Below are 21802 nucleotides of genomic sequence, written 5' to 3' on the forward strand. Positions count from 1 at the left end.
GTGCCCTTATATATGCTTGTTTATAGCAAAATCTAATAAAGTTCCTCAAAATCCTGAAGGGCGCTAAACAATATCCACAATAGTGCACCGCCTCATACAGGCCCAGCACCACCCGTCATGCCACTGCATCGTACAGTCCTGCGCAGCGGTCAGAACACCTGGCTGGCTCGCACCAGTCAGACCACCGGGCTGGCCACTGCATCGAACAGTCCTGCGCACCGGGCAGGCCATTGCATCGACCAGTCCTGCACACCGGTCAGAACACCCGGCCGGCTCGCGCCAGTCAGACCACCGGGCAGGCCAATGCACCGTGCAGCTATCCCCAGGAGCAGGAAAAACCGTACTGTTAGCTCAGCACATGGAAAGGTTTCGCGCTAACCTGCACAGGCTGCTCATGGATGTGCGCCTCCGTCACCATGGCCCTCCTGATACATAATTGCGTAAGACTGACAGCCTGTCTTTGGCATGGGGCGAGCCGCAGTAAGTGTATTCATCCCCCTGAGCAACCATCATCATTCAGGGGGCTGAGCACTGCCCCGGACTGGCACTGCCATGCCCCGCCATGCCCCGCTTAATATACGTAGCTGCTTTTCAGAGCAACAGTCAGACAGCTGCTAATCTGCGCACTGGAGCATTAGCCTGTCCATATCGACACAGAGCCTGGATTTGGGATGTCCCTGTTACATTGAGATTTTCATTAATGGCCTTACACTGCAGATAAAACAAGGCCCCACTCCGCAATGCGGGGCAGGGCCAGGCCGCCGTATAACCAGGGCAGCAAAGGGACAGATTACACAGGCAAAATAAGCTCAGCTGATGCAGTCAGTTCAAAGCATAAAGCTTCTGAGCAAAGCTGCAGATTTTGCGATTTTTCGCAAGGATACAAAGGATTGCCGTGCAGGATCTGTCGTAAATCAGTTAGCGCCAGCGAACGGAAGAGCTCTGCTCAATCTGCTCTATCTCATCTACGGCCTGCTCGGCAGCAGACTTGTCAGAGCTGAACAGGGAGCCCAGAACACCCTTTGGCAGAATGCGGTTTACCAGGGTCTTCTTTTCCTGCTTCCTGTAATCAATCTTGAGTGCAGAACCAGTGGTTACAGCCATACGCTTAAGAATGTAATCATCTGAGGTGATGATATCATCAACGAGGCCCAGCTCCCTGGCATCAACAGCCAGCCAGTGCTCGCCTGTGGCGATCTTCTCAGCATCAAGCTGTGGACGGTAGCGCAGAACCTGCTCCTTAAAGCGCTCGTGAACGGCTTCAAGCTCTTCCTTGAACTTCTTACGGCCTTCCTCAGTATTCTCACCGAGCACAGACAGAGTACGCTTGAACTTGCCAGCTGTAATCTGCTCGTAATCTACATCAAACTTCTTTAAAAGCTTGCGGAAGTTAGGGATACCGGCAATAACACCAATAGAGCCAATGTAGGAGAAAGGTGCAGCCACAATTTTGTTGGCTACACAGGCCATCAGATATCCGCCTGAAGCTGCTACCTCATCTACAGTAACAGTAAGGTAGATTTCGCGGTCACGAATACGCTGCAGCAGCGAGGCACAAAGGCCGTAGGAATTGACCAGACCGCCCGGGCTCATCAGGTTCACTACCACCTCATCATTTTTGGTAGCTACTTCCAGCAGGGCTTCAATCTTAATGCGCAGATGACGGAACTCACTGCCCTTGGCAGATCCACGGAAATCAATTACATAGAGATTTTCCGGGCAGAACTCACCTGCGGCACGACGCTCTTCAATATCCTTTATTAAAGCATTTCGCTCCTCACGGGCTTCTTTGACCTTGTCCTTACGGGCCTGCTTGGAGGTTGCCTTTTTAGCCTCTTCCTTATCCTCTTTGACAAGACCGGACTTAATTTCCTTCTTATGCAGCTGCTCTTCAGGATTGGAGCGCTTGAGGCTCTTTTCCATCAGCTCACGACGGTTACGGGCCTTTTTCTTGAGGTCAGTAACCACCAGAGAGCCGCGCTCCTCACCTAAGGCTGTCTTTTTCTTGGCCTTCTGAATAACACTGACCAGTACAATGACCGGAATCATCACCACGGCCATGACTATGGCACCCTTTACCACAAAGGCCAGTAAATCAAGTAAAAACTCAACCATTACCTATCCTCAAAAAACTAATACACCCTGTATCAGGCCTGATCCAGGCCCAAAAAATACAACTCTGCCAGACACACCTGCAGCAGTCAGGCCGGCATGGCAATACCCGGTCACCAGGTCCAGTCCGCAGAGCCGGACAATCAAGGGCACATAAAAGCCTGTCCATGACAGGCATCAGGCTCAAACAGTCAGCATCAGGCATATAATCACCTGCATTTGACTGAAGGTGCCAGGTGCCTGCCATTGCTGCAAAGCTCTTGATAAATCGAAAAATGCGCCGCTGCCACACTCTTGCAATCCCATCTTGTCTGCATGAACCATAAGGCCAGTCATGGAAAGCCTGTCTGGAAAAACCAGCCTGTCAACAGGCTGGCATGAGCAGCATGCAGGGACTGAACGGCACGCAGACCTGAACAGCACAGCGGCCTGAGCGGCAGCGCTGGCTTAAACGGCATCGCAGACCTGAGCAGCATAGCGTCCTGAACAGCATGGCTGGCCCGAGCAGCGTGGCTGGCATGAACGGCATGGCTGCCCACAAGGCATGGCAGGCCGTGCGGCATGACAGGCACAATATGTTCTTTAAAGCTTCAGTGCATGTCGGGTTAAGCTGCTGTCAAGACAACGGTCAGGACTGGGGCATTATAAGCTCAACACGCTGATGCACAAAAGCATGAATTGGCCGGGTGCGAAAACATAGCAAAAATAAAAACGGCATATCCCCCGGTTAACACCAGAATGATATGCCGCTTCTATTATTATGGCGCCAGCTGGCGCCAGTCAGTAACTGGGCAATGCCAAATGACAGCCGTCTGAAAAGCCATTCAGAGCTCAGCTGCATATCTGGCAACTGGCCGTCGAGACTTACAGTGATCTGGCCTGATTTGACCATGCCTTTGAAAAGGAAGCTCAGGTAAAGTCAGGCCGTTCAAGACGACTGAAAATGTTAGCGCTGACCTCTGAAGGCGTGGCCACCACGGGATGGACGAGTGTCGCGGTCAAAACGTGAGCCCCTTGAGCCGGAGTCAGGGCGTGAACCAAAACCACGGTCACGGCCTCCATCGCGGCGGTCATCACGGCCGCCAAAGCTGCCACGGCGGCTGTCAAAACGATCACCGCGTGAACCACGGCGCTCCTCGCGGTTACCGTCGCGACGGGAACCAAAACCACGATCATCACGACGACCAAAGCTGCCAGAACCGCTTCTGCGGTCGCCAAAACGGCTCTCACGACCATCACGGCGATCGTCTCTGCGATCACCATCACGACGGAAGCCGTCACGGCTGTCACGGCGCTCATCACGACGACCACCAAATCCGCCACGGCGACCGGAATCACGGTCACCAAAGCGGCTGCCACGATCATCACGACGATCGCCAAATCCCTCACGACGGTCAGAGCGACGGCCATCACGGCGATCGCTGTCGCGACGCTCACGACCATAAACACCGTCTTCAGACTTATCATATGAAGCGCTTGCTGCGTTATCGAGAGCAGCATTAAAGGAGCTGCGACCTGCGAAGTCACCGAAGTCCTCAAGGCTCTCACCCAGAACCTCCTGAGCGCGACGCTCGACTTCCTCACGGTTCTCATCAGAGGACTCGATTACAGCCTCAGCAGGGCGCTCCATATCAAAGTCATCATCAGACTCTGATCTGGCAGAGCGGTCTACAGAAAATGGAGGCTGGTAGCCACCATTGCCGTTCATGCGACGGGCACGGGCTACGGCGTGAACAACCTCATCGACCATAGGGTCGCTGTCTCCGCTGGCATCAGTATCAGCAAGGGCATCAATGTCAGCATAGTCAGCGCGGCCTGATGACTCAGCCTGCTCTGAAGAGTCCTCATTATCATGACCATCACGCTCAGCATCAAAGCACGACTCAGCACCGGTGTCGGAGTCAGCCCACGCGCCGGAGCGCTCAGATAAAGCTGCACCACTTGCGTCTGCATCAGAGTCAGCGTGCTCGCCAGCACCAGCACCGGAAGCGACAGCAGCGGCATCGTCACTGTCAGCACCAACGGCACTCTCAGAGCGGCGGGACAGGTGAGCAAAACGCTGAGCGGCCTCTGCAGAGCCCTCATCTGTGAGCTTGAGGCCTTCTTCCATAATCTCAATGAAGCGCAGCTTGTACAGATAGCCTACGGCCTTCTTAAAGCGGCCCTTGGACATCTTCATGTAGTCTTCAATGACATGTGGCTCAGAGCGGTCGTTAAATGGCAGTGCGCCGTCAGAGAAGTGCAGAGCCTGGAGAATATCCATGGCGGCGTGCTCAACACCATCGCGACCTGCCTCGCTAAGAGAGATATCCAGGCGGCCGTCATCACGAACGGCACGGACATAACCTTCGTAGCGCTTGCCTATTATGAACTCGCCCTTGATCTCAGACTCATAGACCAGACCATAGACCTTGTCGTCAATGATGGCGCGCATACCAAGCGGAGTACGGGCAACAGCTACTACGCGAACTCGCTGGTTTTCCTCAAACTCACCAGGTTCGGCTCTTTCTCTTATGTAGCGGTTGAAACACTGGGTGCCAAAGATACGGCCGCGATCGTCAATGGCAACCAGCACCATGGCATCAGAGCCTACATAGAAGCGTGAACGCTGCTCAGACACTGGAACTACCAGTTCCTTAGGGATGCCAAGCTCAAGATAGGCAGTGCCATTTTCAATGGAGTTTACGCGCAGGTTACCAGTCATGCCCAGCTCAATGTAAGGGCGACGGGCTGTTGCAAGGGTACGCTCACCATCCTTATAAAGGAAGACTCGCAGTTCATCACCCTCACCAATACCCTCAGGCAGCTGGGAGTTCGGAATAAACAGAGCGCCATGCTCCTTGCCGTTTACAAAAGCGCCCTTTTCAGACAGCTCGGAAACAGGCAGGGAAACCATGCAGCCCATAGGGACTTCACCCTGGTAAATGCTGCGTACATCAATTACCTTGCGGTCAGAGCCACGGCCCTCAGCACGGTCGCGGTTACGGCGGGCTGAGCTACGGTCACTGTACTCACCACGCTCACGGCGGCCAAAGCCACGGTCCTCATCACGATCACGACGGCCAAAACCGCGCTCACCATCGCGCTCAAAGCGCTCGCGACGGCCGTAACCACGGTCATCATCGCGCTCAAAACGGTCACGACGGCCAAAGCCACGATCGCCATCGCGATCATAGCGCTCACGAGGAGCCAGACCACGCTCATTATCGCGATCACGCCTACCAAAGCCGCGATCATCGCGATCACGACGGCCAAAACCGCGATCATCGCGATCACGACGGCTAAAACCACGATCATCACGATCACGGTTGCTCAGGTTGAAGGTACCGCTGACCCATGGGGTGGCAGTAACCTTGTATTCAACTTGGGAATTCTGGGCTTCACGGCGGGCAGCCTGCTTTGCAGCGCGCTCGGCAAAACGGGAAAGAACTTTGGTAGTGCTACCAGAAGTAGAGGAGCTGCCAGACGGCAGATTAGTGTTTTCAGGTCGTTCCATTTATATTTTCCTGCACCTGACAGGGGCCTCAGGCCCTGCCGCATCCCAAAACCCATGGGAACCAGTCAGCCCTCATCCGTCGTACAAAAATCTTCCCCTCATCACTTCCCCGCCCCTGCAGAGCACACTGCACTGCAGAGCACATACTGCTGCCATAATCCTCAGCTGCCATGGCATCAGCCTTTGCAGCTGGATCAGGCAACACACTGAGATGTAACACCGCTAAATGTGCCTGCAAGCTCAGCACATCCACTTAAGACAGCAGCAAAGCCACAGAGCTCCGACCTCAGCATGCAAGCATGCCTGTAGAAGCAAGGCAGTTAAACTGAGAGTAAATCAGCCCCTCGTTGCCGCGCTCTGCGCAATCAGCAAACTGCAGTTAGACTGCAGCTTAAGCCGTCAGCAGGCCAGGCCACTGCCATAATGCAGTCACAGGCAAAGCAAGCTGCAGATGCAGAGCTAAAGCTCAGGAGCATGTTTACAGGGAAGTAAAGAAAGGAAAAGATAATTAAGTATGTACGCAAGGCCCAAAGCATGCGGTACGCCACCTGGCTTGCGGAGTCCACTGGGGAGCCGTGCCAGAAAAGCGGTACAGGGCCGAAAAGATCCAGAATGAGGGCTCAGATTACAGAGATCTGGCTGTTGAAAAACGAGCTGTAAAGCTCACAGTGAAAGCTGACGGCACAGGTCGGTGCCAAAAGCTGAGGGGCAGTCGCGCCCTTGAGAAGCATGTCCCTCCCCTGTCTTCAGGGGCCTGAACATGTCAATGAGTTAACTGTCAGGTGTCTATCATAAGTTACCTGTCCCTTGACAGGTTTCAGATCACATAATGGAGCTTTTGACCGCAAAAAGCAAATGATTTTTTGAGCTTTTTCACAGAAAAAAATCACCTCCACCCCAGGCAAGTCCCAAAAATATTCAAAGCTCCATGACCGTATCCAGGAGCATGGCAACAGCAAAGGCAGCGACAGGGGCAATGCTCATAGGCTTTGCCAGGAACAGCACACCTATTTGGGTTGAAATAGAACAAATCTATGCCTGACGAGCAGCTGGAGGAAAACAGGTAACAGTCAAAACATGAGGAGGTCACACAGAGACGAAAACCCGCCTGCATAAAGCTGCAGCAAAACCTCGCATGGCGACATTTTATAAAAGGAAATAGAACGCATTAACAGAACAGGCAGGTAACTGACAAATTCAGTAACGCTCAGTACCGACGAAAACGGATGGATGGATGGACGGACGGATGGACAGGCAGATAGACGGATGAATGGTCAGATGGATGGATGGATGGGCTGATGGACGGATGGATTTAGACCGGGACAGATACGTATGTAGCAGAATGCATGTACCGGTACATGGGGAGCGGCCTGCCAAAACCACATTGCAGCACGTATCCAGGCAGTCGGGAAAAAACATGGACCCCAGATGCACTCAGGGGCAGACTGTTGAACAGCCTGCCCCTGAGAGGCGCTTTAAGCGCAGCGTAAGGAGCCCTCAGGCTCCGTGCCTTTCAGCGATTAAACGCGCTGGAAGTCAACGTGAATTACGCGGGAGGAAACTGGGTGACGCTGCATAGCGATTGGCTTTACAACGATCTGGTTGCCGTCCATGTTTAAGGTCACGTTTTCGGTGAAGAACTCTGGCTTAGTGGTAGCCTGGATTAACTTCTTCTCGTCCAGGATGATGGATAAGGTCTCCTGGCCACGGGCAATAACGATTGCCGGAATCTGCTCAGCACGACGAAGGCGGCGGCTCGCACCTCTCCCTAAGTCATTGCGAACCTGTACGTCTAATGAAATAGCCATGATTAGATACTCTCGTATTGATGGTTAATGCCAAACGTCTGCGACCGGACCGTCTGGCCAGACATCTGCCGTGCAAGCAGGAAAAGGGATGTTCACATTCTCCCTGCCCTGGTATTCCATGCTGATGCACTCCTTTATCTTAGGACTGTGCAGGGCAGCAAACTTAAACTTCCAACGGCTTGAAAAAAAAAGCGCTCATAAAGCGCTCAGAAAACTGGTCGGTGATGTAGGATTCGAACCTACGACCCACTGCTCCCAAAGCAGTTGCGCTACCGGACTGCGCTAATCACCGACGGCGCATATTTTAAAGAGGGCATATGTGACTGTCAACCATTTTTTTGACAAAGACTGAAAATATACTTAACAAAGATCTGCACCTCCTGACATACATAAGCTGGCCTGATTCTGGCCCTGGCAATGCATGTTTCAATCATCGCAAATGACAGTCCATCAATGGACCTGAACCAACCCTCGCCATCTGCAACCGCATTAATCGTGCCCGGAAAATGTTATAAATCCGACCAGCCAGCAACAAATCAGAATATACGACCGATTCCCCTGCACCAGTCCCATGCCACGCAACCAACAGTAATACCTCATCATTAATGTAGCGCCCTGCGAACTGATCTGACAGCTGTACACAGCTTTTACTGCACATGCCCGTAAGTCAGATTCTAGCGGCTCAAGACGGCCTAATCGCTGGCAAAGGCCGCAAAGGCATCTCCAGCAATCACCAGCTCATGAGCAGAGTTCCATGACTGGTAAGCTGCTGCATTTTGACTGTATTTTTCACTTTGTCTGGCAGCACTTCGCTAAGAGCATTCAGCAGTACATGTGTGGAAAAAGCCGCAAACACGGGATTTTGCTTTATACAAACGGGAAAATAAAGCACTTTACATAACTGGTACTCAGGCCTGAGAGCAAAATGATTCAGCCTGACAGAATGATAATGGTTAGCGTACATCTTGCCTGCATATCTTTGCAGCGTACAATAGTGCCGCACTGCCCCATCCGGTACAATATATATAAGCCCGGCCGGGCCAGAAGGATCTGACAGGCTGTTTTTCAGTACGCAGGCCTGTAATAGACAGCTCAAAGCGAGGGTTTCAATGACAACTACTTACACCCGCCCATCAAAAGATGAGTCCTTTATGGAGATCGCTGAGACCGTATCAATGCGCTCCACCTGTCTGCGCCGTCGTTACGGTGCCATTATCGTATCCAAGGATGGACGCATTGTTTCAACCGGCTATAACGGTGCACCTCGCCACCGCGACAACTGCTCCGACCTTGGTATCTGTCTGCGTGATGAGCTCAATGTAAAGCCAGGCACCCACTACGAGATTTGCCGTGCCGTTCACGCTGAGGCCAACGCCATCATCAATGGCAACCCGCTGGACATTATGGGAGGCACCCTTTACCTGTGCGGTACCGACGCTGCAACCAATACACCTACCAAAAACATCAGCCCTTGCGCCATGTGTGAGCGCCTCATTCTCAACGCTCAGATTGAGCGCGTGGTAATGCGTTCTGAGGATGGTACTCTGGTTGAGGTCAACCCTCTGGACTGGGATGACGACAGCCGTCTTATTGAAGAGCATCGTCGTAACATGGGCCTTACCAACGAAAACAGCAATCAGTCTGTTGACGATAAGATTGAGGCAATCACTGCTATCCGTAACATCAAGATGGGCAGCTCCAGCTGCGGCGGTGGCTGCTGCGGAGGCTGATATCCCTATCTGCCCATATGCTCAGCAGGCAAGTATTAACATCTGATTCACCTGAAAAAATGGCAGCTCCCTGATAGAGGGGCTGCCATTTTTTTAGTCCAGTCAGGACATAAATTTCGTCAAAGCACACTATTGTGCCCCATGTCAGAGCAAACGTGTCCTTGAAAATCACTTTCAAACGACAGATTCATAATTTTCAGTAGCAGAAAAATCCCTTAAAATCGCAGTATTTAACATTAAATTCACAATCACTTTATTAGATTTTCTTATACAGAACAGATAATGCAGCCTGTCTGATGAGACTGGCCAGTTGCCTTAACTAAATCCAGGTATACCATGACATGACATGACTGGTGCACCACCTGCCACGAAAACCAGGCCCGGCAATGCAATGCCACTCCAGGCATGGTCAGGCAATCTGGGTGCCTCCACGCAAACAATGGCACGGCAAGGCATGGCATGGCATGGCATGGCATGGCATGACACTGCATAATGCCTCCGCAAAGCCAGGTCAATCAGATAATGCCCGCAGGATCTTTACCAGTCCTGCCTGTGATGTCATCCGGAGACGTCTTGAACTAAAGAACTTCCACGTTGTGATTAATTCTTAACCGGAAAGACAGGGAGCTGCAGAGCAGGTACAGTCCCTGAACCATGCTGCCAAAATCCCTGCTGTACTAATACAGGATGCGCCATGCAATCTCTTCTCGAAGCTGTCAAAACCTACCCGGCATTCATTTTCGACATGGATGGAACTCTGCTCAACTCAGAAGTCTGGCACCGTGAGGCCTGGAACCATATGCTTGAAGAGCACGGGGCGCAGCCCCTGAGTACTCAGCTGCTCATTGACCTTGCAGGTTTACCCACCCGTGTACTGGCACAGAAACTGGTCGACGAGTATAACGTCAAGGGCGATCCTCATGACATGACTGTACTTAAGACCCGTCTCTATCTTGATGAGTATATGAGCAAGGTAGGAACATTCCCTTTAATCTGCGACCTGCTCAAAGAGGTCAAGGCCATGGGCCGCGTTGTGGCCATTGCCACATCATCTCACCAGGAAGAGGCTGTGTATCAGCTCGAACGCAATGGCCTGCTTGAGCATATTGATGCTCTGGTAACAGGCGAGATGGTAAAAAACGGCAAGCCAGCTCCTGACATCTATCTAATGGCCGCCCGGAAGATTGGTGCTTCTCCGGCCCAGTGTCTGGTATTTGAGGACACCATTACCGGCATGAAGGGCTGCAAAAACGCCGGCATGGCAGCCGTAAAGGTCTTTGATGGCAACTTCGACTGCGACCACATCATCCAGCCTGATGAACCATGGGCTGGCCGCGACTGATTCCCACAGCATGAGCCCGGACCACCACCTGGTACAACAAAGAACAAAATACTGGTGATGCGGGCATAAGGCGTATAACGGACTGGTATCATCTATTACACCTCTATGCTCAAGGCGACCTCTGGTCGCCTTTTTAAATAGACGAATCGAAATACCAGTACCAGTAAGGCCTGGAGCAAAATCATAAATTCAATAAATGGTACGTTTATTGCAATTTACATCCTGTATACACCGGTCTAATAACGACTTTGTTACCTGGCATGCAAGCCCCTTAAACAGAAGGCTTATTTAACAATCTTACGTATAGCGCCAGGATACAGCTCGTGTGATAAAGAGATGAGATTATGGCTTTATACGTTAATACCAATGTCAGCTCAATCAACGCGCAACGCAAGCTGAGCAATGCAACTCTTAGCTTAAATACAAGCTATCAGAGGCTTTCTTCCGGCCTTCGTATCAACTCCGCCAAGGACGACGCAGCAGGTCTTCAGATCAGCGACAGACTGACCACCCAGATTAATGGCCTGAACCAGGGCAACCGCAACACCAACGACGGCATTGCCCTTGCCCAGACTATTGAAGGTGCCCTGGACGAAACCACCAACATGCTCCAGCGCATCCGTGTGCTGGCCGTTCAGTCCGCCAACGGCACCAACTCTGCAGCCGACCGCAAGGCCCTGCAGGAAGAAGTTACCCAGCTTTCCCAGGAAATTACACGTATTGCCAAGCAGACCACTTTCGCAGGTCAGCTGGTCATCAATGGCAAGCATGATGCCCAGAAGAATCCTAACAGCTTAATTCCTGCAGATGGCAAGCTTGTTTTCCAGGTAGGCGCCAACGCTGGTAATACCCTTAATCTGGACTGGGGCTCTGAGTTCACCTTAAGCGGCATCGGCTCTCAGGCTGGTATCAAAGCAGCAGCCGATCAGGCGGACGGCAAGAAAGGTCTGGTTAAATCAAAATCGGGCAATGTAGACTATATTCGTTTTGGTGTCTGCACTGCAGAGGTTGCAACAAACACACTTGCAAACATTGACTCTCTTATTCAGGCTGTAGACTCAAAGAGAGCAGCACTTGGTGCTTTACAGAACAGAATGGAGAGCACAATCCGCAACCAGGCCAATATTTCAGAGAATCAGTCTGATGCCCGCAGCCGCATAAGAGACACAGACTTCGCCTCAGAGACCGCTGCCCTCACTCAGAACAACATTATTCAGCAGGCCTCACAGACCGTGCTGGCCCAGGCCAATCAGCGTCCTACTATTGCACTGAGCCTGCTTGGCGGTTAATAGGCCGTACTGACTTTTTCGTTTCTACCAATATCAAGGTGACCTATGTATCCAAAACACAGGTCACCTTTTTGTTGGTCTGACTTTAATCATTTTCCTGATATATAAGATATCCATTTGGGCACTGGTATACATGTTGCTAATGGATTGTAACCGACATCTGGCGCACTGATATTGCCACTCTGGCAATCAGTATGAGCTAAATATGACATTCAATAACCCGCCAGAGTAACAGCTTAAATTAGGATAAAGAGACTTTACAAATGGCTTTATACGTTAATACCAATGTCAGCTCAATCAATGCGCAGCGCAAGCTGAGCAATGCAACTCTGAGCCTGAATACAAGCTACCAGCGACTATCATCAGGCCTGCGCATTAACTCCGCAAAAGACGACGCTGCAGGTCTGCAAATCAGTGACCGTCTGACCTCCCAGATCAATGGTCTCAATCAGGGTAACCGTAACACCAACGACGGCATCGCATTAGCCCAGACCATTGAAGGCGCTCTGGACGAAACCACTAATATGCTCCAGCGCATCCGTGTGCTGGCCGTTCAGTCTGCCAACGGCACCAACTCTGCAGCTGACCGCAAGGCTCTCCAGGAAGAAGTAACCCAGCTGTCCCAGGAAATCAACCGTATCGCCCGCCAGACAACCTTTGCTGGTGCTACTGTTATTAACGGTAAAGCAAACAATGCTAATGACCATACAGCAAATAAGAACAGTCTTATTCCTGCTGATGGAAAGGTTGTTTTCCAGGTAGGCGCTAACGCTAATGATACCCTTACCCTTAACTGGGAGCAGGCATTTACTTTATCTGGACTGGCTGTAATGGCAGGTCTTGGTCAAGCAAAAAATCTTGCTAATGCTCCAGTAGATGCCAATAAGGGAATTGTTATCGACAATAATAACAAGGCTGAAGTACGCTGGACTATTTCCGCCGCATCTTTAGCTCAGTACACTCTGGCAAATATTGATTCAGTAATCCAGGCAGTAGACTCCCGTCGTGCTGAGCTTGGTGCTTTACAAAACAGAATGGAGAGCACCATTCGCAATCAGGCCTCCATCTCTGAAAATGAGGCTGATGCACGTAGCAGAATTCGTGACACAGACTTCGCCTCTGAGACTGCTGCACTGACTCAGAACAACATTATCCAGCAGGCCTCCCAGACCGTACTGGCCCAGGCCAATCAGCGTCCTACAATTGCACTGAGCCTGCTTGGCGGTTAATAAGGCGTTTAAGCTTTCATTTCTTATCGAATTCAAGGCGACCATGGTCGCCTTTTTGTTTGTCTTTATGAAGCTGTATTCCTGATATATAAGTCATCCATCAGGGTAGTGGTATACATGTTGCTAATAGCTTGTTAACAATATCTGGCGCCTGGAAATTGCCTGCAAGGCAACTCAACAGAGCTAAACAAAACCATTTAAGAGTACGCCAGAGCTAACGATTAATTTAAGATAAAGAGACTTTACAAATGGCTTTATACGTTAATACGAATGTCAGCTCAATCAATGCTCAGCGCAAGCTGAGCAATGCGACTCTGAGCCTGAATACAAGCTACCAGCGCCTCTCATCAGGCCTGCGTATTAATTCTGCAAAGGACGACGCTGCCGGTCTGCAAATCAGCGACCGTCTGACCTCCCAGATTAATGGCCTGAACCAGGGTAACCGCAATACCAATGACGGCATTGCCTTAGCCCAGACCATTGAAGGTGCTCTGGACGAAACCACCAACATGCTCCAGCGCATCCGTGTGCTGGCCGTACAGTCCGCTAACGGCACCAACTCAGCTGCTGACCGAAAGGCGCTCCAGGAAGAGGTTACCCAGCTGTCAGCTGAAATTACCCGTATTGCACAGCAGACAACATTTGCTGGACAGCTGGTTCTTAACGGTAAATATGATCAAGCAAAGAATCCTAACAGCCTGATTCCAAATAACGGTAAGCTTACTTTCCAGGTTGGCGCCAATGCCGGTAACACCCTGGATCTCGACTGGGCTATGGCTTTTACCCTGTCATCAATTGGTGATGCTGCCGGTATTCAAGCTGCAGATGTTACTGCTACTGGCGGTAAGGGTCTGGTAAAGTCAACTGCCCAGGGTGCTCAAAATGCTGTTGTACGTTTTGGTGTATGTACTGCTGATGTGGCAACCAATACACTTAAGCATATTGATGCGCTGATTCAGGTAGTTGATTCCAAGCGTGCAGGACTGGGTGCTTTACAAAATAGAATGGAAAGCACTATACGCAATCAGGCCAATATTTCTGAAAATCAGTCTGACGCCCGCAGCCGCATAAGGGACACAGACTTCGCCTCTGAGACCGCTGCCCTGACCCAGAACAACATTATCCAGCAGGCTTCTCAGACAGTTCTTGCCCAGGCAAATCAGCGTCCTACTATTGCACTTAATCTGCTCGGACAGTAAAATACAAAACTGATTAGAAAATTTCTCTCTACTTATCTATCTTTTTCTAAGGCGAGCCACAAGGGCTCGCCTTTTTTATTTGGCTCTTTTTGCTTCCTTAAGTGATTTATATTGCTTTTATTGGTCTCTAACGTATGGGACTTGTGGCATGGCTTATTTAACTTTTATGAAGCTGTTGCCTGTTGCAGAAGTGTGCCTGTTGCAGGAGTGTGCCCATTGCAGGGTGAGCTTTTTGAGGTGGCTTTGTCAGGGGGTGGCTTTTGGCGATACAATAGTCAGCCGTAGCGGCAAACGTATCCACTAAATGATGAATTTTTGAATTCTCATGGTGAGGTTTGTTTGCTGATTTAGGCGATATACAGGCGTTTTTTAGGGAGAAAAGATGAGTAATAACGTTTGCCATAACTCCAGCTGCGATGCTGAGGTCAAGGTGACAGCTGCTAGCGGTAATGACTGCTCATGCGATTGTGGCTGCAGCTTTGACAGCGCCACTGCTCAGCTTGAGCGCACCATTGCTCTTTATCCTGCACTCATCTTTGATATGGACGGCACTGTTATTAACTCTGAAATCAGGCACCACGATGCCTGGAATCACATGCTCGAGGAGTTTGGCTTTGAGCGTCTGAGCTCAGATATCTTATATGGCTTTGCCAGTCTGCCAGGTATTGTTATCACCCGTCGCATCTGCGAACAGTACCAGTCTTCCACACCTGAAAAAGCTGATCCAGAGGCCATGAATACCCGCAAAAATGAGCTCTATGAGAATATCTACATAAAGCAGGCTGATCCTTTTGCCTGTTTTGTAAAGCTTATTAAGGAGGCTCATGCCCGTGGTCAGCGTATTGCCATTGCTACCAGCTCACGTCAGCATGAGGCTCGATACCTGATGGACAAGGCCGGTCTTACCCCTTATCTGGACTCCATTATCTCCGGAGACATGGTGGAAAATGGCAAACCGGCACCTGATATCTACCAGCTGGCTGCCTCTACTCTGAATATGCCATATACCAACTGCCTGGTATTTGAGGACAGCGTTCTGGGTATGAAAGGAGCTGCAGCCGCCCGTATGGACGCCATTAAAGTATTTGACGGTCACTTTGACTGCAATGAACCAGTTCGTGGCGAGTAGCACCACTCCATGCTGCAGGCGCAGGCCTGATGCTGTGTAAGTGGAAAATAACTGCTTGTCCTTCCCCTGGTGATTTTCAGACACAAAAAAGCCGCCCATGGGCGGCTTTTTGTTTTGCTGTGTGAGTGGAACAGCCTTAGACAGCTCTAATGGGTGGCTGTTATGCCTGTCTTGCGGAGGCTACCAGATCCTCAACTTTCTTCTTGAGCTCAGGGCTGAGCACAGGCATGGCACCATGCTGGGTGCATACATAGCCTGCTACCTCGGCAGCTGTCTGGTGTGCGATACGGAAGTCTACGCCCTGAACAGTCAGCGCTATAAAAGTAGCAGTAAAGGAATCGCCGGCGCCGACAGTATCTACAACATCAACCTTTGGAGTTGGGACAAAGGAATGCTCGCCCTTGTAGAAGATATCTGAACCTTTTTCACCACAGGTGTAGATAAAGGTGTCGATATCAAACTTCTCGCGCAGGAAGCTGTTATAAAAGTCCTCTGGAGTCAGGACCGGCTCAATACCAAAAAGACTGCATACTACAGGCAGCTCATCATCATTGCACTTGAATGCGGTGCAGCGCTCCAGGCCTGCCTTGATTACCTCAAGATCAAAGAAGTTCTGACGCAGATTGATGTCAAATACCTTAATTGATCCTGAAGGCATGGCATCCAGGAAAGCTCTTATGGTTTTGCGGCTTAAACCGTTTTCCTGACGCTGGGCCAGAGTACCAAAGCAGCACACATCAGCATTGCGGGCAACACTCTCAAACTCAGGAGTAAACGGCATATTGTCATAGGCTGTGTCGAGAGCGAAGTTGTAGGCTGGAACACCACGCTCGTCAAGGGTAGCCTTTACATAGCCTGTTTCCTTGTCTGAGGTCCATACATGGACCTTAAGTCCATACTCTTTGAGGATACGTAAAGCCTCATGGCCACGCTCATCATCACCAAGACTTGTAACTGCGCAGGCATCAAGGCCCATCTGCATGGAGTGGAAGGTGAAATTACCCGGGGCGCCACCTACACGAGGTCCGTCAGGCAGAATGTCCCAAAGGATTTCACCTAAACCTACACAGGTAATCTTCTTGGCATTATCCACTGTTTAATCCTCTTCGATAATTTTAGGAAAGGTTCCTGCCGGTCTTTGATCAATCTTGTCAGGATCATAGGCGCGGCGCAGATTCGAGTTGATATCGGACATTACATCCATGTCGTCCTGAGAAAGCTCAAATCCGAAAACACGCGAGTTTTCGAGAATACGCTCGGCCCGGACAGACTTTGGTATAACAGCAACACCACGCTGCATGTTCCAGCGCAGTACCAGCTGAGCAGGAGTGACCTTGTAATAGTCAGCAAGGGTAGTGATACGCGGATCACTGAGCACTGTATTACCTACACCACCAAGAGGGGCATAGGCCTGTACCACAATGTTCCTGCGACGGCACCAGTTGATAAGCTCAGTCTCATGATTGTAAGGGTGGCACTCCACCTGATTTACCTGAGGAACAACACTTGCCCCGGCCTCCTTGAGCTCTTCAAGATGATGAATCTTGAAGTTGGAGACACCTATTGAGCGGCACAGACCTTCAGAGCAGAGCTTTTCAAGCTCCAGCCAGGCTTTCTCAAAGCCCTTGAAAGGCCAGTGCAGCAGAAACTGATCAACATAATCCATACCGAGGCGCTCAAGTGATTGCTCAAGACCACGGCGGGGATTGTCAAAGTCATCCTTCCAGAGTTTGGTGATGATGAAAATATCTTCTCGGGCAACCATGGAGTCACGGACACCTCTGCCGACACTGCGCTCATTACAGTAAATGCGGGCAGTATCAATCATGCGGTAGCCGTTTTCCAGAGCAGTACGCACTGCTGACCTGGCCTCCTCGCCTCCATGGGCACGAAAAACTCCAAGACCAAGCAGTGGCATGCTCACGCCATTGTTGAGCTCTACGCGGGAATTCAAATCCATAACAATCACCTCACTCACACTCTTTACGCCCTGACAAGCCGAGGTGAGCCTGACGGCTCTGGCTGTATCAGCAAGCACTGGAACACAGGCAGACGTGTCTGAACGTGTGAGAATGCACGTGCACCCGTGTTCCCATGCTCTGCATGGCGATATCAACCCGCTCTCCTTATGAAGCTGATCTCATTGCTCTTTACTCCCTGACTGGCTGTTACAGAACCGGATAAACAGTCCATCAGCCAGTTCATGCGCGTGCAGTGCAGTGCGGTGCAGCCGGCACAATGCAGTGCGGTGCGGAGCGTCGCAGCATAGTGCACAGTCCAGGCATGCGCCATTTTTATGGTAAGCAGACCTGTCCTGCCTGAAAGAGCAAAAAGTACAGCTTATGCGCAGGTCTGTAACCTGCAGCGGGCCATCAACCATTATGTCACGATTGACTGGTGCAGATCAGCGACAAGATCACATACAGCGCTATAAAACGCGTTCATATCATGGTTGTCGCACGACCAGATGAGCAGTTGCTGATCAGCTGCAGCCACAGTCTGCCGGAGTGGTAACAGTATCTGCGCCAGATAAGCATGAGGTGCCACCAGCGCGCTGCATGGCCTTAACGGCATGGGCAAGAACGGAAGGGCTGGCTCCTCTGAGGTTCATGTTTTCAGAAAGATAACGTCGATAGAGTCGTGAGTTAGGACAGCCGTTATACAGTCCCAGCAGATGACGGTAAAGGAAATGCACGGCACGACCTTCGGCAGCCAGCTGCTCTCCAAGATGTACCATCTTCTCTACTATGGCCTCACGGGTCAGTTCAGCGGTGCCGGTGTCAGCACCAAAAATATCGCTGTCCACACGGGTCAGCAGATATGGGTTGTCGATAATGGCTCGACCGAGCATTACGCCATCAACAAGGCCCAGCAGGTCACGGCACTGTTCAATGGTGGTAATACCGCCATTGATGGTGACCTTAAGGCCGTCAAAGGTATTCTTAATCTTGAAGACACGCTCATAGTCCAGTGGTGGAACAGTGCGGTTCTCCTTAGGAGACAGACCAGTAAGCCAGGCCTTGCGGGCATGCACAATGATGTGACGACAGCCAGCCTCATAAATGGTACCCATAAGCTCCATGGTGAAATCCTCACTGTCGAGTTCATCCACGCCAATACGGGTCTTTACTGAAACAGGGATATCTCCTGCAGCCTCCTGCATGGCCTGCCAGCACTGAGCAATAAGGGCCGGAGTCTTCATCAGCACAGCGCCAAAATTGCCGCTCTGTACCTTGTCTGATGGGCAGCCGGCATTGAGGTTAATGGCACTGTAGCCACGCTGAGCACCCACACGGGTTGCAAGCGCCAGAGCCTGAGGCTCGCTGCCACCAAGCTGGAGCGTGCATGGCAGCTCTTCATCCCTGAAATCAATAAGGTGATACTTCTCATGCACAAGAGCCTGAGCTGCAATCATTTCGGTATAGAGCATGGCCTTATGACACATAATGCGGGCCATACGACGAAATACCGAGTCGGTTACATCCACCATTGGAGCAACAGAAAATCGCTCACTGTCCAGAAATACAGTGCGCTTACTGCTGTCTGTGGCAGCGCCCGCACCTGAGTCTGACTGCTCCTTTGAGACTGCGCATGCTGCATCCATATCACTCTCCATTGAGCTGCTCATTGAAGTGCTCATCTTCTTTCCTTTTATCCATCTGCCAGATCAGGGCAGAATGCTTAAGACCACTGTCTGAAATGGCCAGCATCAATATTCTGACCGGCCTGAAAAACGCCCAATGATCGCATAAATCAGCGCAAAAGACACCTCAAGTGGCGGCACAAAAGAACTAATGCAGCTTATGCTCAGTATGAGTCTGGTGTCTGACCTGCCCCTGACTGGCCTGATGATAAAAGGGACACTCTCACTGTACTTTGAAGCATGCCTTCGCTACTGTAGCAACAGGAGCCTGCAGCAGGCAGCAAGGGCCGCAGTTGTTACCTCGCGATGACAGGAGTCATGACAGTATGGCCCTCAGGTACAGCAAGTGCAATGAGTGTGATATTGCAAATTTTGCAGCAAAAAATGTAATTATTTGCAGTACATGAATTTGCTGCCATTGTCCACAAAAAGCGCTGATTTATCAAATAAACTGTCAAATGCTATGCATTTCTTCACTGCAAAACGCGATATGACTCGCAATTTTTGAGTAAAATTCAAAATCTGCTTGCAATCGATAAATAATAATATGAATAACTGGCAGGCATCAGAATTCGATATTTAAGGCAATTTTATCAGATTTATACAAATAATTTTCTATGTAAAATTTGCTTTTTTAGCATTTTGTTGCTGCAAATTTTGCAGTCTTTTGCAAAGTGCAAACAAAATATCCGTCACTTTCCGGTTTGGTCAGACAAAATAAAAAGGCTACACTGCGTAAGCAATATAGCCTTTTTATGATTCATGATTTGAGCTTTGAACATAGAGACGCGCAGAGCAGAGCACATGCTTTATGTTGCGCTCCCTGAAAGGCCTACTTTCTGACCTTTCTAAAGAGAGAAGGTATACGGAACTGATCTGATCCGGTGCTGGAGTCTGACTTGACAATATAGCTGTAGCTGCCACCGAGATTGCCCTTAACAGTTTCCTGCAGCCAGCGCTCGTTGAATAAAGGCAGCATCAGGGTAAGATCGCGGACCAGGCCATGCAGCTTCTTTTCATTTTCAGGAGTTGGGCTTGCCAGGAATTTGCCAATGAGTACACCAAGGCGGTACATGTCATCAGTATTGATACCACGGGTAGTAGCTGGCATGGAGCTGAAGCGTACTGCATCAAACTTGACATCAGGATCTGCAGTGTAGATATGGCAGCTGCGAGCAAAAATACCGCAGTCAGCAAGGCTCTCCATGGCACCACGACCTGACATGCCACAGCTTTGAGCATCAACAATGACAAAGTGGGAGTTGGTATCGCCACCAATCAGGCGCATGCCACTGTCAGAAAGGCCCTTGGACAGGGAGCGGGCATTGGTGAGCACGGCCTGGCAGTACTGCTTGTACTCCTGAGACTGCATTTCCTGCATACGAACAGCAAGAGCGGTAAGCTCAGAGGAGCCAAGGCCGCCCTGACCGGAGCTGACAGCTGCACGATCAATTGCTGATGACAGGCTCTTCTTGCACACAATGATTGAGCAGTGAGGGCCCTGCAGAGCGCCCTGAGTGGTAAAAGTAACCACATCAGCATGAGGCAGCGGGGTAGCCATAACACCGGCGGTAACCAGACCTGCGATCTGGGAAATATCACACCACAGTAAGGCACCATTCTCATGGGCAATACGGCCAAAACGCTCGTAATCAATTGGCTGTGGATAGTTGATAGGGGAAACAACCAGCAGTTTTGGTCTGGTAGTCTTAACTGATGCTTCCAGGGCATCGTAATCCAGGTGCTGAGTCTTAGGGTCAACACCGAAGTTTACGAAGTGGTAGGCAAGGGACTCACTGTTGCAGTGCTCTTTCTTGCGCATGTCCAGTGACATGACAGTATCGCCACGAGCGGCAAGAGCGCTGAATACTACACGTGAGGCAACTTCAATGGTAATGGACTTGACGTTGGCATGCTCAGCATTGAACAGCTCGCAGACACGGCGGGCAGTGAGCTTCTCGATGAAGTTGCCATTTGAATAAGGAGTGGAATGCTGGGTGTTTACCAGCACATTGCCCATTATGGCCGAGCAAAGAGGCGAAATACTGTTTTCGTCCGGGATAAAGGATACAGAGTAGTACTGGCGCTCCAGTTCCTTCTCGTAAAAATCGTACAGTTCGGAGTCAAAGCCCTGAATGATATTAAGAAGATTCATAAATAAATCCCTAGACTGCCACAGTCATTACAGTCATCCGTTCCCTCCTGCACAGGAAGACAACGGTGGACCGTATCAAGCGGTCAACACCCGCATGAGGGTCAACCATACCCCACAGTTCTGATAAGACAGCACAGAGCTTAATCCGGAAAAATACAGGCTCTCACTATCACAAGCAAGCCGCAGCACAGTGCCCGGCATGCCTATCAGATCATCCCGGAGTCAGACATTCATGGTTCATTAATACCGGCTTTACCAGCCTGTATCAGATGGGACTCACGCTGTACTGAGCTCCCTTTAAAGGCACGCCTCTGTTCACAGCAGAAGACGCGGAGATAATGCACGTTTAACAGAACACACCTGCCCGGCAGCTCAAGATGCTGCCCTGCAACCAGGCCTGCTCATGACTAAACCTACGTGCATATATTTCTCATTAAAATATACACCAGCACCAGTAAGCGGCCAATAACTATGGTGCGGTTTTGCGGGCTTGCTCCACTTTTCTGTTATGTTTAGTCCAAAGATTGATAATTTCCTATCACTCTAACTGCACCCACCTGCAAGAGCCAGCCTTATGACCAGGACCAGACAGCCACTGATCCCCATAGAGCTCCAGCAGCACACTCATACATGGTCAGAACGTCAGGCAGTGCATCACTCTGCATGCACA

The 21802-nt window shown here is 50.6% G+C and carries 13 protein-coding genes and 1 tRNA gene; 6 read left to right on the top strand and 8 right to left on the bottom strand.

The window, feature by feature from the left end; translation table 11 throughout:
• Nucleotides 1–918: 918 nt before the first annotated feature.
• The 4 genes from sohB to MXE39_RS00190 all read right to left on the bottom strand — a co-directional run bounded on the left by sohB (nt 919) and on the right by MXE39_RS00190 (nt 7708).
• Complete coding sequence (sohB, locus tag MXE39_RS00175) at nt 919–2115, bottom strand: protease SohB (protein ID WP_246977358.1); 1197 nt, start codon at nt 2113–2115, stop codon at nt 919–921.
• Between the two features lie 943 nt (nt 2116–3058).
• Nucleotides 3059–5608 carry a S1-like domain-containing RNA-binding protein gene (locus MXE39_RS00180; RefSeq protein ID WP_246977359.1) on the bottom strand — a complete coding sequence of 850 codons (2550 nt, stop codon included), beginning with the start codon at nt 5606–5608 and terminating at the stop codon, nt 3059–3061.
• Between the two features lie 1520 nt (nt 5609–7128).
• Nucleotides 7129–7416, bottom strand: a complete 288-nt coding sequence (rplY, locus tag MXE39_RS00185) for a 50S ribosomal protein L25 (protein ID WP_246977361.1) — start codon at nt 7414–7416, stop codon at nt 7129–7131.
• Between the two features lie 215 nt (nt 7417–7631).
• Nucleotides 7632–7708, bottom strand: a tRNA-Pro gene (locus MXE39_RS00190).
• An 817-nt stretch (nt 7709–8525) separates the two neighbouring features.
• Between MXE39_RS00190 and MXE39_RS00195 the strand changes: the two genes are divergently transcribed.
• From MXE39_RS00195 to MXE39_RS00220, 6 genes are all read left to right on the top strand, one after another.
• A complete protein-coding gene (locus MXE39_RS00195; RefSeq protein ID WP_246977362.1) occupies nt 8526–9146 on the top strand; it encodes a deaminase in 621 nt (206 codons plus the stop codon).
• Between the two features lie 694 nt (nt 9147–9840).
• The gene (locus tag MXE39_RS00200; protein WP_246977364.1) at nt 9841–10488 is read left to right on the top strand and encodes an HAD family phosphatase; all 648 of its coding nucleotides are present in this window, start codon (nt 9841–9843) and stop codon (nt 10486–10488) included.
• A gap of 344 nt (nt 10489–10832) precedes the next feature.
• On the top strand, nt 10833–11777 hold the full coding sequence (locus MXE39_RS00205; protein ID WP_246977365.1) for a flagellin: 945 nt from the start codon (nt 10833–10835) through the stop codon (nt 11775–11777).
• A gap of 263 nt (nt 11778–12040) precedes the next feature.
• Nucleotides 12041–13006, top strand: a complete 966-nt coding sequence (locus MXE39_RS00210) for a flagellin (RefSeq protein ID WP_246977367.1) — start codon at nt 12041–12043, stop codon at nt 13004–13006.
• 248 nt (nt 13007–13254) lie between these two features.
• Nucleotides 13255–14205, top strand: a complete 951-nt coding sequence (locus MXE39_RS00215) for a flagellin (protein ID WP_246977368.1) — start codon at nt 13255–13257, stop codon at nt 14203–14205.
• 382 nt (nt 14206–14587) lie between these two features.
• On the top strand, nt 14588–15334 hold the full coding sequence (locus MXE39_RS00220) for an HAD-IA family hydrolase (RefSeq protein ID WP_246977370.1): 747 nt from the start codon (nt 14588–14590) through the stop codon (nt 15332–15334).
• A 160-nt stretch (nt 15335–15494) separates the two neighbouring features.
• Here the strand turns inward: MXE39_RS00220 and MXE39_RS00225 are convergent, their stop codons facing one another.
• The 4 genes from MXE39_RS00225 to MXE39_RS00240 all read right to left on the bottom strand — a co-directional run bounded on the left by MXE39_RS00225 (nt 15495) and on the right by MXE39_RS00240 (nt 21132).
• Nucleotides 15495–16427 (bottom strand): carbohydrate kinase, encoded by a 933-nt coding sequence (locus MXE39_RS00225; RefSeq protein ID WP_246977372.1) that lies wholly within the window; start codon nt 16425–16427, stop codon nt 15495–15497.
• 3 nt (nt 16428–16430) lie between these two features.
• Nucleotides 16431–17294: an aldo/keto reductase gene (locus tag MXE39_RS00230; protein ID WP_246977374.1), complete on the bottom strand. Its 864-nt coding sequence runs from the start codon at nt 17292–17294 to the stop codon at nt 16431–16433.
• Nucleotides 17295–17816: 522 nt separating this feature from the next.
• Nucleotides 17817–18974 (bottom strand): tRNA dihydrouridine(20/20a) synthase DusA, encoded by a 1158-nt coding sequence (gene dusA / locus MXE39_RS00235; protein WP_246977375.1) that lies wholly within the window; start codon nt 18972–18974, stop codon nt 17817–17819.
• Between the two features lie 835 nt (nt 18975–19809).
• Complete coding sequence (locus tag MXE39_RS00240; protein ID WP_246977377.1) at nt 19810–21132, bottom strand: hypothetical protein; 1323 nt, start codon at nt 21130–21132, stop codon at nt 19810–19812.
• Between the last annotated feature and the right edge of the window lie 670 nt (nt 21133–21802).

The sequence above is a fragment of the Anaerobiospirillum sp. NML120511 genome, assembly GCF_023050955.1.
Lineage (GTDB): Bacteria > Pseudomonadota > Gammaproteobacteria > Enterobacterales > Succinivibrionaceae > Anaerobiospirillum.